We start from the raw sequence: 12622 nt of genomic DNA on the forward strand, positions 1-12622 counted from the left end.
TTTAAACCTTTCGTTTACCTTAATCGGCCCCCGGTCCGGCAAGATCCGGAACAGAGCGGCACAAACAAAGGGCCCCGCCTCGCGGCGGAACCCTCTGCTCACTTCACTCGCTTGTTACGCCCGAACTAGCGATCCTGGCCGGGTTGCTGTTGCTGCTGGCCCGGCTTCTGCTGCCCGCCGCCTTGCTGCTGCTGGCCGGGCTTCTGGCCGGGCTTCTGGTTCTGCTGGCCAGGATTCGGATTCTGACTGCTCATTCGGGGATCTCCCTTGTTGCCCCTAGCTTCAACCAACCGGCCGCCCCGCGATTGGTTGCCGTGGAACAGGGGTTCCACCGCACTTTATTGCCATCGGCGGCGGACCAACGTCGGAACTCACAACAAAAACAACTCTGTGCAAGGCGTCCTTCCTGCATCGGTTGCAGTTGCCGGGGCCGGTTCCAAGCTGTTAGAAAACGAAGCGACACGCCGCTCAAGGCTGCTGCCCGGGAGCCCTTGCCGCGTCGACCAGTGTGGCGGTTCAGAAGTCCGCATCATGTGGCCCACGAGCCCGTCATGCGAACCTCCGATCCAAAGCCACACTGGATCAATAAGTTGCTAGTGTCCTTCGATTCCGAAGTTCGCAAACGAGGGGCCCGCAGAATGATGCGAACTTCGGAATCGGGACACTAGAAGCGGCAGCCATGGACTATTTCGCCCAGCAACTGATCAATGGTCTCGTACTCGGCTCGATCTACGGGCTGATCGCGATCGGCTACACCATGGTCTATGGCATCGTCGGCATGATCAATTTCGCCCATGGCGACATCTTCATGATCGGCGGCTTCATCGCGCTGATCTCGTTCCTGGTGCTGGTGTCGTTCGGGCTGACCGCGGTGCCTGTGATCCTGCTGCTCGTGCTTCTGGTGTCGATGGCAATCACCGCGCTCTACGGCTGGACGGTCGAGCGCATCGCCTACCGCCCGCTGCGGCATTCGTTCCGGCTCGCGCCGATGCTGTCGGCGATCGGCATGTCCTTCGTGCTGTCGAACTTCTCGCAGGTGGCGCAGGGCGCCCGGGTCAAGCCGGTGCCGCCGATCATCACCGGCGGCTACATGCTGCACGAGGGCGCCGGCGGCTTCGTGGTCCAGCTCTCCAATGTGCAGATCGTCGTCGTCCTCACCACCGTCGTGCTGCTCGCGATCTTCACCTGGCTCGTGGCGCGCACTCGGCTCGGGCGCGACATGCGCGCCTGCGAGCAGGACCAGACCATGGCGGCGCTGCTCGGCGTCGACGTCGATCGCACCATCTCCATGACCTTCGTGATCGGGGCGGCGCTCGCCGCCGTCGCCGGCATGATGTACCTGCTCTATTACGGCCTGGTCGATTTCTTCATGGGTTTCGTCGCCGGCATCAAGGCGTTCACCGCCGCAGTCCTCGGCGGCATCGGCTCGCTGCCCGGCGCGATGCTGGGCGGGCTTGCGATCGGGCTGATCGAGACGCTGTGGTCGGCCTATTTCTCGGTCGAATACAAGGACGTCGCGGCCTTCTCGATCCTGATCGTCGTGCTGATCTTCCTGCCGACCGGCCTGCTCGGCCGGCCCGAGGTTGAAAAAGTTTGACCGGCGGGGGCGTGACAGCAACGGCCCCGGAGCGGACCGCGGTGCGGTCCGCGGGCGGCACCCCGTTCATCCTGAAGAAGGCATTCCTGAGCGCCTTTGTCGCGCTGATACTGTTCTCGCTGATGGTCGGCATCCGTACCGAGGCCGGCCCCAGCGGGCAGCTGATCTACTGGACGCGGTTCGGCGAGCTCGCAAGCCTAGTCGCGGCGGTGTTCGGCGGCAGCATCGTGGTCGAGCTGCTGCGGCAATGGATCGGACCGGATGGCGCGGCGGCCCTGGTGCCGCAGCCGGTGCAGCGCATGACCGCCGCCGCCGGGCGGCTGGTCGCGCCGTTGCTGCTGATCTTCACGCTGCTGGTGCCGGTGATCTTCTACGACCAGCGCTACATCCTCGACCTTGCGATCCTCGTGCTCACCTATGTGATGCTGGGCTGGGGGTTGAACGTGGTGGTCGGGCTCGCCGGCCTGCTCGACCTCGGCTATGTCGCCTTCTACGCGGTCGGCGCCTATTCCTACGCGCTGCTCGCCACCAATTTCGGGCTGTCGTTCTGGGTCTGCCTGCCGCTCGCCGGCATCCTCGCCGCGTTCTGGGGCATGCTGCTCGGCTTTCCCGTGCTCCGGCTGCGCGGCGACTATCTCGCCATCGTCACGCTGGCCTTCGGCGAGATCATCCGCCTCGTCATCATCAACTGGCAGAGCCTGACCGGCGGGCCGAACGGCGTCTCCGGGATTCCGCGCCCGACCCTGTTCGGCATCCCGCTCACCCCCGGCGGCGATGGCCTCGCCGCCAAGCTCGGCATCGAGTTCTCGCCGACCCACCGCATCGTCTTCCTGTTTTACGTGATCCTGGCGATGGCGCTGCTCACCAATTGGGTGACGATCCGCCTGCGGCGCCTGCCGATCGGCCGCGCCTGGGAGGCGCTGCGCGAGGACGAGGTCGCCTGCCGCGCGCTCGGCATCAACACCACCACCACCAAGCTCACCGCATTCGCGACCGGCGCGATGTTCGGCGGGCTCGCTGGCGCCTTCTTCGCCACGAGGCAGGGCTTCATCTCGCCGGAATCCTTCACCTTCCAGGAATCCGCGCTGGTGCTCGCCATCGTCGTGCTCGGCGGCATGGGCTCACAGCTTGGCGTCGCGCTCGCGGCTCTCGCGATGATCGGGGGCTTCGAGCTGTTCCGCGGGCTGGAGCAATACCGCATGCTGGTGTTCGGCATGGCCATGGTGCTCCTGATGATCTGGCGGCCGCGCGGCCTGATCGGCCATCGCGCCCCGACCGTGTATCTCAAGCAGGCCCAGGCGATCTCCTCCGACCTCGTCAAGGAGGGGCACGGATGAGTGACGCCCCGATTCTTGCCGTCGACCACCTGACCATGCGCTTCGGCGGCATCGTCGCGGTCAACGATCTCTGCTTCGCCGCGGGCCGTCGCCAGGTCACCGCGCTGATCGGCCCGAACGGCGCCGGCAAGACCACTGTTTTCAACTGCGTCACCGGCTTCTACCGGCCGACCAGCGGCTGCATCCTCCTGACCCATGATGACGGCAAGGCGATCCGGCTCGACCGGCTGAACGATTTCCGCATCGCGCGGCAGGCGAAAGTGGCGCGCACCTTCCAGAACATCCGCCTGTTCCCGGGCATGACCGCGCTGGAGAACCTGATGGTGGCCCAGCACAACGCGCTGATGCTGGCCTCGGGGCTGACCTTTCTCGGGCTGATCGGCGCGCCGTCCTGGCGCAGCGCGGAAAAGCGCGCGATCGAGCAGGCGAAATTCTGGCTCGATCGTGTCGGCCTGATCGAGCGCGCCGACGATGCCGCCGGCAACCTGCCCTATGGCGACCAGCGGCGGCTCGAGATCGCGCGCGCGATGTGCACCGAGCCCGCGCTGCTCTGCCTCGACGAGCCGGCCGCCGGGCTGAACGCGCGCGAGAGCGCCGAACTGAGCACGCTTCTGCTCGCGATCCGCGCCGACCACGGCACCTCGATCCTGCTGATCGAGCACGACATGAGCGTGGTGATGGAAATCTCCGATCATGTCGTGGTGATGGATTACGGCGTCAAGATCGCCGAAGGCAAGCCGCAGGACGTGCGCGACGATCCGAAGGTGATCGCGGCCTATCTCGGCGCCGATGAGGAGGAAGCGATCGCCGTGATGGAGAGCGAGCCGTGACCCCGGCTCGCAGCAACACCCCCCCAACCTCCCCCTGCAAGGGGGAGGTCGACCGCGAAGCGGGCGGGAGGGGGTCACGTTTCTCACGCACGCAGGCGATGACGACGCGCACAAAGAAGTTGCGCAGCAACATGACAAATGCCGAATCTCGACTTTGGCAATCGCTCCGCCGCGATCAGCTCAACGGCCTTCATTTTAGAAGGCAGCACCCGATCGGGCCGTTCACGCTCGACTTCTACTGCCCCAGCCTTCGGCTCGCAGTCGAAGTCGATGGCGGGCAGCATGCTGAACAGCGGAGGTTCGCTGATGAGCGTCGCACGCGCTGGCTCGCGGAAAGGAACATTGCGGTCGTCCGCTATTGGAACAACGACATCCACGAAAATCTGCAGGGAGTGCTTGCCGATCTTGTCGCGCAGCTCAAGAGGCGTTCGCACGAGGTGACCCCCTCCCCACCCCTCCCCCTTTCAGGGGGAGGGAGAACCCATGGCGATGAGGAGAGCGAGCCGTGACCGCGCTGCTCGCGATCCGCGGCGTGCGCGCCGCCTACGGCAAGATCGAGGCGCTCAAGGGCGTCGATCTCGAGATCAATGCCGGCGAGATCGTCGCGCTGATCGGCGCCAACGGCGCCGGCAAGTCGACGTTGATGATGACGATCTTCGGACGTCCCCGCGCGCGCACCGGGCAGATCCTGTTCGACGGCGCTGACATCACCGGCGTGTCGACGCATCAGATCGCAAGGCTGCGCATCGCGCAGTCGCCGGAAGGGCGCCGGATCTTCCCGCGCATGAGCGTGGCGGAAAACCTGCAGATGGGCGCCGATGCCACCGACGCCAGCGAGCAGGATCGCATCGTCACGCTCGACCGCGTGCTGGCCCTGTTTCCGCGGCTCAGGGAACGCATGACCCAGCGCGGCGGCACGCTGTCCGGCGGCGAGCAGCAGATGCTGGCGATCGCGCGCGCGCTGATGAGCCGCCCTCGCCTTTTGCTCCTGGACGAGCCGTCGCTCGGCCTGGCGCCGCTGATCGCCCGGCAGATCTTCGACGCGATCCGGACCCTCAACCGCCAGGACGGACTGACCGTGCTGATCGTCGAGCAGAACGCCAACCATGCGCTCAAGCTCGCCCATCGCGGCTATGTCATGGTCAATGGCCTGATCACACTGTCCGGAACCGGGGCCGAACTGCTGCAGCGGCCGGAAATCCGCGCCGCCTATCTCGAAGGCGGCCGGCGGGGATAGAGCGGGCGCTGCGGCAAGATGCTGCGAATGGATAGCGCTCCTGCCCGAAAATTGCCGATGACTTGGCGCTAAAATCATCCGACAATGACCGGGAATTTCCACCCCGTTCGCCCGGTATTGACCCGAGTGACAGACCCTCTGAACACCTGCGAGGACCCCTCATGAAATCATTGAAGCTCATCGGCCTGGCGCTCGGCGCCTCGGTCGCGCTGTCGGCGAGTGCGTTCGCGCAGGACATCAGGATCGCGGTCGCCGGCCCCATGACGGGCAGCGAATCGGCATTCGGCCGGCAGATGAAGAACGGCGCCGAAATGGCCGTGGACGACCTCAATGCCGCGGGCGGTGTGCTCGGCAAGAAGCTCGCGCTCGAGGTCGGCGACGACGCCTGCGATCCCAAGCAGGCGCGTTCGATCGCCGAAAAGCTCTCCGGGATGAAGATTCCGTTCGTCGCCGGCCACTTCTGCTCGTCATCCTCGATCCCGGCGTCGGAGGCCTATGCCGACGGCAACACGCTGCAGATCACGCCAGCCTCGACCAACCCGTTGTTCACCGAGCGCAAGCTCTGGAACGTGGCGCGGGTCTGCGGCCGCGACGACCAGCAGGGCCTTGTCGCCGCCGACTACATCATGAAGAATTTCAAGGGCAAGAACGTCGCGATCCTCAACGACAAGACGACCTACGGCAAGGGCCTGGCCGACGAGACCAAGAAGGCGCTCAACAAGGCCGGCTTCACCGAAAAGATGTTCGAGTCCTACAACAAAGGCGACAAGGACTTTAACTCGATCGTGTCGCGCCTGAAGCGCGATAACATCGATCTGGTCTATGTCGGCGGCTATCACCAGGAGGCAGGGCTGATCCTGCGCCAGATGCGCGACCAGGGCCTGCAGACGATACTGATGGCGGGCGACGCCATGAACGACAAGGAGTTCGCTTCCATCACCGGCCCCGCCGCCGAAGGAACCCTGTTCACCTTCGGACCCGATCCGCGCAACAAGCCGACCGCCAAGGCGATCGTCGAGAAGTTCAAGGCCAAGGGCATCGATCCCGAGGGCTACACCCTCTACACCTACGCGGCGATGCAGATCTGGTCGCAGGCCGCCGCGAAGGCCGGCACGACCGACCCGAAGAAGGTGATGGATACCATCAAGGCCGGCGACTGGGACACCGTGCTCGGCAAGCTCGGCTTTGATGCCAAGGGCGACATCAAGGCGATCGACTACGTCGTGTACAAGTGGGACGCCAAGGGCAACTACGCCGAGATCAATCCGAAGGGATCATGACAACGCCGGCGATTTGATTGCGACGCCCCGGGCTCACCCGGGGCGTTCTGCTTTTTCAGACTACGGCGCCCTGCGCGAGCGCGCCGCCGGTCTCGCGACGGCTGTTGGCGCAGGCCTGCGTGATGGCATGGATCAGGTCGTTCGGACGAAACGGCTTTTGCAGGCAGATGACGTCGCCGAGATCGGGCGATTGCGACACGAAATCCAGCGCCGTCATCCCGGAAATGGCGACCACCGGCAGGCCCGGAACCCGTTCCCGCATCATCGTGATGAGATCGACGCCGCTCGTCCCCTGCAGGAAGATGTCGACGATTGCCACGTCGAAGGTCGCGCCCTCGAACGCCTGCAGCGCCGCCGCGGCGCTCGCCGCCTCGATGATCGCGAAACGATGGACCCGCAACACGATCGAGATCATGGTGCGGACGTCCGCCTGGTCGTCGACGACGAGGGCGCGAAGCATGAAGGTTTCTCCCGGACCGAGGCGGCTTTTGCGCCGAGCCTAGCGCGGAAATTCCGAAACCCGGCCCGGACGCGCCCAAATATTCCTCGCCTCAGTAAAGGGTCGGTTACCCGCGAACGCACTTTCGCGCGCGGCCGGTTCAGGTAATATCTAACCTTGGACTGCGCCGGCACCCCGAAAGCCATTGGCGGAACGCGTCAATTGCCCGATCCGCCCGCTATGGACGGGCGAGGAATACGGTACTCTACCGGGTGCGAATCTGTTGCGTGCAATGCCAAATGACGTTGCGTGCAATCCCAAATAACAGCGCATTCGAGGCCGGGGTGGCGACAGTACCGACGGGCAGCGACCGCAAGATCTTCCTCTCGACCATGCCGGCAACCCGGCGTGACCGCATGGCGGCGCTTGCCGTGGTCGGCGTTTCGGCGCTGCTCTTTGCATGTGTCGCGCCCTTTGCCGGGGTGCCGCTCACGCCGATTCCAGCCTTTGTGGCGAGCTATCAATCGGCGCTGGCCGTCAACGATCTGCTGACTGCGATCCTGTTGTTCGCGCAATTCTCGATTCTGCGCTCGCGCGCGCTGGCGCTGGTCGCGAGCGGATATCTGTTCACCGCCTTTGCGGCGCTGGCGCACGCGCTGACCTTCCCCGGTCTGTTCACCCCGACCGGATTGTTCGGGTCCGGCCCACAGACCACGGTCTGGCTCTACATGGCCTGGCACGGGGTATTTCCGCTGCTCGTGCTCGGCTATGCGCTGCTCAAGGACCGGCAGGAGGACATCGTCGCCGACGGCTCGGTCGGACGCGTCATCGCCGTCTTTGTCGCGCTGGTCGCCGCGCTGATCGCCGGCATTCTCTGGACGGTCACCGGCGGCCACCAATATTTGCCGGTGCTGCTGAGCGGCGGACGCTATACGACGACCATGATCGGCGTCGTGTCCTCGATATGGGCCCTGTGTCTGGCCACCGTCGCGGTGCTGTGGCTGCGCCGGCCGCATTCCGTGCTCGATATCTGGCTGATGGTCGTGCTGTGCGCCTGGCTGTTCGACGTCGCGCTGTCGGCGATCATCAACGTCGCCCGCTTCGACCTCGGCTTCTACGCCGGACGTATCTACGGGCTTTGCGCGGCAAGCTTCGTGCTCGCCGTCCTCCTGATCGAGAACGTCCTGCTGCAGGCGCAGATGTCGCGGCGGGTCGGCGCGCTGCGCCGCCAGGCCGCCTCCGACCGCGACTATTACGGCGAGCGCGAACGGCTGTTTGCCGCCGTCGTCGAATCCGCCAACGACGCCATCATCACCAAGACGCTCGATGGCCGGATCACCGGCTGGAACCGCGCCGCCGAAAAGCTGTTCGGCTATCCGGCGGCGGAGGCCGTCGGACAGTCGATCGACATGATCGTGCCGCCGGAGCGGCGCGCCGAATTGCGCGACATACTGTGCCGCATCGGTCAGGGCGAGATCATCGAGCATTACGAAACCTTGCGCCTGCACAAAAGCGGACGGGAGATCAACGTCTCGCTCAGTATCTCGCCCTTGCGCTCGGCCTCGGGCGAGATCATCGGCGCGTCAAAGGCCGCGCGCGACATCACCGAGGTCAAGCGCACGCAGATGGCGCTGAGCCGTGAGCTCGACGAGCGACAACGCATCTTCGAGACCTCCCAGGATCTCATTGTCGTCACCGACACGGCGGGAACCTACGTTCAGGTCAGCCCGAGCGCCGTGGCCATTCTCGGCTACCAGCCTGAGGAAATGGTCGGCCGCAGCGCTGTCGATTTCATTCATGCCGACGACCTCGAGCACACCCGGACGGAAATGCGCTCGGCGCGCCAGGGCCGGCAGATTCGCAATTTCGAGACCCGCTACATCCACAAGGATGGGCAGGCGGTGATGCTGAACTGGACCGGATCCTGGTCGGAGCCGGCGCGGCGCTACTTCTTCATCGGCCGCGACCTCACGGAAAAGCAGGCCGCCGAGGCGCAGTTCCGGCAGGCCCAGAAGATGGACGCAGTCGGGCAGCTGACCGGCGGCGTCGCGCACGACTTCAACAACATCCTGACCGTGATCACGGGGACGATCGGAATCCTGCAGGAGGCGGTCACGGACCGCCCGGAGCTGGTCTCGATCGCGAAGCTGATCGACGACGCGGCCGAGCGCGGCGCCCACCTCACCAAGCACCTGCTTGCCTTCGCCCGCAAGCAGCCGCTGCAACCGCGCGAGATCGACCTCAACGCGCTGGTCGTCGATGCCGCCAAGCTGCTGCGGCCGACGCTCGGCGAGCAGATCGAGATCTCGCCGCTGCTGGCCCAGGACGCGTGGGCCGCGCTGGTCGATCCGAACCAGCTCATCACCGCGATCCTCAACCTCGCACTCAACGCGCGCGACGCGATGCCCGACGGCGGCAAGCTCGTGATCGAGACACGCAACGTCTATCTCGACGAGGGCTATGCGAGCATGCACAGCGAGGTCACGCCGGGCAATTACGTGATGGTCGCGGTAAGCGATACCGGCAGCGGGATTCCGGCGGCGATGCTGGAGCGGGTATTCGATCCCTTCTTCACCACTAAGGAGGTCGGCAAGGGCACAGGCCTCGGCCTGTCCATGGTGTTCGGCTTCGTCAAGCAGTCGGGCGGCCACATCAAGATCTACAGCGAGGAAGGCCACGGCACGACCGTCCGCATCTATTTGCCGCGATCGAGCGGGCTGGAAATGACCGCCGCCGAGGTGGTCGCGTCGGCGGAGGCCAGGGGCGGCAACGAATGCGTGCTCGTGGTCGAGGACGACCGGCTGGTGCGCCAATATGTGCTGACCCAGATCCGGAGCCTCGGCTACGCGACGCTGGAGGCCGAAAACGCGACCGAGGCGCTGTCGATCATCGACGGTAATCCGGACATCGACCTGCTGTTCACCGACGTCATCATGCCGGGCCCGATGAACGGCCGCCAGCTCGTCGACGAAGCGCTGAGGCGCCGCCCCGCGCTGAAGACGCTGTTCACGTCGGGCTATACCGAGAACGCGATCGTCCACCACGGCCGGCTCGATTCCGGCGTCTTGCTGCTGGCAAAACCCTATCGTAAAGCCGAGCTGGCGCAGATGATCAGGACGGCGCTGGACAACTGACGGAAGACGGCTTGAACAATCTCATCACCGACATATCCGGCGTTCGCGTCGGCCATGCCGACGATGCGCGGCTCGCCTCCGGCGTCACCGCCATCGTATTCGACAGACCGGTCGTGGCCGCAGTCGACGTGCGCGGCGGCGGGCCGGGCACGCGCGAAAGCGCGGCGCTCGATCCCGCCAACACGGTCGAGGGAATCGATGCGATCGCGCTTGGCGGCGGCTCGGCCTTTGGGCTCGACGCCGCCGGCGGCATCCAGGCGCTGCTCGCCGAGCAGGGCCGCGGCTTCGCCGTGCGCGACGCGCGGATCCCGATCGTGCCGGGCGCGATCATCTTCGATCTCTTGAACGGCGGCGACAAGGCGTGGGGACGCTTCGCGCCGTACCGCGATCTCGGTTACGCCGCCGCCGGCGCGGCAGCCGCGGATTTCGCGCTCGGCAGCGTCGGCGCCGGGCTCGGCGCCACCACCGCGACCCTGAAGGGCGGCGTGGGCTCCGCATCGGCGGTGACGCAGGCGGGCGTCACGGTCGGTGCGCTAGCGGTCGTCAATGCGGTCGGCAGCGTCACCGTCGGCGACGGGCCGTGGTTCTGGGCGGCGCCGTTCGAGGTGAACGGCGAATTTGGCGGGCGTGGCCTGCCCGCCCGCTTCACGCCGGACATGCTGGCGCCGCGGCTGAAGGGCGGCCCCGCGGCGCAAGCGAGCGAGAACACCACCCTGGTCGTGGTGGCGACCGACGCCGCGCTGAACAAGCCGCAGGCCAAGCGCCTTGCCATGATTGCCCAGACCGGCATGGCGCGCGCGATCTATCCGGTGCATGCGCCGCTCGACGGCGACGTGGTGTTCGCCGCGGCAACGGGGCAGAAGCCCGTCGACCCGCTCTACGGCCTGACCGAGCTCGGCATGGTCGCGGCGAACGTCGTGGCGCGTGCCATCGCCCGCAGCGTGTTCACGGCGACCGCCTTGCCGTTCCCCGGCGCGCTGCCGTCCTGGCAGGATCGTTTCAGCTAGCCGGTGCGGCGATCAACGAGGCGGCGTCAGGCAGCGACTGACAGCGAGGCGCCGGCCGATGCCGACAGGCTCTGCGCCTCACGCTGGATCAACTGCTCGATGAAATTGTAGGACGAGGTCGCGGACGCCGAGGCCGATGATGATGCTGCCGGAGTCGTCAGCGTCACCTTCGAGCCGTCGGCATAGGTGATCGAGGTGGTGGTCGAGCCGTCGCTGTTGGCGACGACGTTGTTGGACGCGCCGGAGATCGCCTGCAGCAGTGGATCGGCATTGGCGTTGCCTGCGCCGTCGCCCGAGCCGCCGGCATGCCCGACGTGATGGCCGTGATTGTGACCGCCCGCGCCCTTCAGCGCCTTCGTCAGCTCGTCGAGGCTGACGCTGCCATCGCCGTTGGCGTCCAGCTTGTTGAAGACGTCGTCGGCCTGGGCGACGTTGGTGCCGCCGGCCCCGAGCGCGTTCTCGAATTCGGACTTGGTGATCTGACCGTCGCCATTGGCATCGATCTGCGAGAACAGGTCCTTGAGCGCGTCGGCCGGGCTCATCGGTGCGGCATCCGTCGAACCCGACTGGCTCTGCGCCGCGATCAGCGCGCTCATGGTCTGCGGCGAGATCTGGGAAAAGCCGCTGGTGGAAGTGGGCTGCGCTGCGGGGGCGCCGGAGGGGGCCGCACCGCCTGTGACGTCGAAGGGCGTCGTGCCGGCGGCGGACTGCCCGCCTGCCGGCTGGCCGGATGCGGATTTCGACGCGGTGAGCGATTGCAGGACATCGAGCGCCGAGGACAGCGCACCAAGGGCAGGCAACATGACCACTACTCCAACTGGCCCGGACAGGTGGGCCCCGCCCCAACCGAGCAAGCACCGTGCCAGAGGACGGAACCCAGCAAAATCGAGGGCTTCCCGCGACACCCCGTGGCCGCGGGCCGGGCAATTGATGCCGCGGGCGGCAGAATTTTCCCCCGAGGAACAAGTCGGCGCCCGCATTGCCGGCCGCGCCGACGCGTGTTAGGCGGGGCCATTGCGTCTTCTCCAACCTGGTCCGGGCAAGCCGATGTCCCAGCCCTTCACGCCACGCCCGCTCGTCATCGCGCCGTCGATCCTGGCGTCCGACTTCGCCAAGCTGGGCGAAGAGGTTCGCGCCGTGGACGAAGCCGGCGCCGACTGGATCCATCTCGACGTGATGGACGGCCATTTCGTGCCGAACATTTCCTATGGCCCCGACGTCATCAAGGCGCTGCGCCCGCACACAAGGAAGATCTTCGACGCGCATCTGATGATCGCGCCCTGCGACCCCTATCTGGAAGCCTTTGCCAAGGCGGGCTGCGACCACATCACGGTCCATGCCGAGGCCGGCCCGCATTTGCACCGCTCGTTGCAGGCGATCCGCGCGCTCGGCAAGAAGGCCGGCGTGTCGCTCAATCCGGCGACGCCGGCAAGCGCCATCGAATATGTGATCGACCTGATCGACCTCGTGCTGGTGATGTCGGTCAATCCGGGGTTCGGCGGCCAGGCCTTCATCCCCTCCGCGCTCGGCAAGATCAGCGACATTCGCGCCATGACCGCGGGCCGGCCGATCGACATCGAGGTCGATGGTGGCGTCGCGCCCGAGGTCGCCGGCGAGCTTGCCGCGGCCGGCGCCAACGCCTTCGTCGCGGGCTCGTCGGTATTCAAGGGCGGCACCAAAGAGGCCTACAAGGCCAACATCGCCGCGATCCGGGAACGGGCCCTGCTCGCCCGCGGCGAAGCGGTCTAGGTCCGTACTCTC

General features: G+C 66.1%; 12 protein-coding genes. 9 read left to right on the forward strand and 3 right to left on the reverse strand.

What is annotated here, in order from left to right; genetic code table 11:
* Nucleotides 1-125 precede the first annotated feature (125 nt).
* Entirely contained in the window at nt 126-254 is a 129-nt protein-coding gene (locus tag QOU61_RS25450; protein WP_289653944.1) for a hypothetical protein, read from the reverse strand.
* Nucleotides 255-679: 425 nt separating this feature from the next.
* Here QOU61_RS25450 and QOU61_RS25455 point away from each other — a divergent pair, with 425 nt between their 5' ends.
* The 6 genes from QOU61_RS25455 (at nt 680) to QOU61_RS25480 (ending at nt 6281) form a co-directional block, all read left to right on the forward strand.
* A complete protein-coding gene (locus QOU61_RS25455; RefSeq protein ID WP_289653946.1) occupies nt 680-1597 on the forward strand; it encodes an ABC transporter permease subunit in 918 nt (305 codons plus the stop codon).
* Nucleotides 1598-1608: 11 nt separating this feature from the next.
* Complete coding sequence (gene livM / locus QOU61_RS25460; protein ID WP_289653947.1) at nt 1609-2934, forward strand: high-affinity branched-chain amino acid ABC transporter permease LivM; 1326 nt, start codon at nt 1609-1611, stop codon at nt 2932-2934.
* Complete coding sequence (locus tag QOU61_RS25465) at nt 2931-3764, forward strand: ABC transporter ATP-binding protein (RefSeq protein ID WP_289653948.1); 834 nt, start codon at nt 2931-2933, stop codon at nt 3762-3764. Before livM ends, QOU61_RS25465 begins: the two co-directional genes overlap by 4 nt.
* Before the next feature lie 131 nt (nt 3765-3895).
* Entirely contained in the window at nt 3896-4273 is a 378-nt protein-coding gene (locus QOU61_RS25470; RefSeq protein WP_289661748.1) for an endonuclease domain-containing protein, read from the forward strand.
* The gene (locus QOU61_RS25475; protein WP_289653949.1) at nt 4270-5001 is read left to right on the forward strand and encodes an ABC transporter ATP-binding protein; all 732 of its coding nucleotides are present in this window, start codon (nt 4270-4272) and stop codon (nt 4999-5001) included. The genes QOU61_RS25470 and QOU61_RS25475 overlap by 4 nt, the downstream gene beginning before the upstream one ends.
* A gap of 161 nt (nt 5002-5162) precedes the next feature.
* Nucleotides 5163-6281, forward strand: a complete 1119-nt coding sequence (locus tag QOU61_RS25480; protein ID WP_289653950.1) for a branched-chain amino acid ABC transporter substrate-binding protein — start codon at nt 5163-5165, stop codon at nt 6279-6281.
* A 55-nt stretch (nt 6282-6336) separates the two neighbouring features.
* Here the strand turns inward: QOU61_RS25480 and QOU61_RS25485 are convergent, their stop codons facing one another.
* A complete protein-coding gene (locus QOU61_RS25485; RefSeq protein ID WP_289653951.1) occupies nt 6337-6741 on the reverse strand; it encodes a response regulator in 405 nt (134 codons plus the stop codon).
* 371 nt (nt 6742-7112) lie between these two features.
* Between QOU61_RS25485 and QOU61_RS25490 the strand changes: the two genes are divergently transcribed.
* Entirely contained in the window at nt 7113-9854 is a 2742-nt protein-coding gene (locus QOU61_RS25490; protein WP_289661749.1) for a PAS domain S-box protein, read from the forward strand.
* Nucleotides 9855-9865: 11 nt separating this feature from the next.
* The gene (locus tag QOU61_RS25495) at nt 9866-10861 is read left to right on the forward strand and encodes a P1 family peptidase (protein ID WP_289653952.1); all 996 of its coding nucleotides are present in this window, start codon (nt 9866-9868) and stop codon (nt 10859-10861) included.
* A gap of 26 nt (nt 10862-10887) precedes the next feature.
* Here QOU61_RS25495 and QOU61_RS25500 read toward each other — a convergent pair whose 3' ends face one another.
* Nucleotides 10888-11664 carry an EF-hand domain-containing protein gene (locus tag QOU61_RS25500; RefSeq protein WP_289653953.1) on the reverse strand — a complete coding sequence of 259 codons (777 nt, stop codon included), beginning with the start codon at nt 11662-11664 and terminating at the stop codon, nt 10888-10890.
* Nucleotides 11665-11908: 244 nt separating this feature from the next.
* On the opposite strand from QOU61_RS25500, the gene rpe reads away from it, so the two are divergent.
* Nucleotides 11909-12610 carry a ribulose-phosphate 3-epimerase gene (gene rpe, locus QOU61_RS25505; RefSeq protein ID WP_289653954.1) on the forward strand — a complete coding sequence of 234 codons (702 nt, stop codon included), beginning with the start codon at nt 11909-11911 and terminating at the stop codon, nt 12608-12610.
* Nucleotides 12611-12622 lie beyond the last annotated feature (12 nt).

This window comes from Bradyrhizobium sp. NP1, from assembly GCF_030378205.1.
Lineage (GTDB): Bacteria > Pseudomonadota > Alphaproteobacteria > Rhizobiales > Xanthobacteraceae > Bradyrhizobium.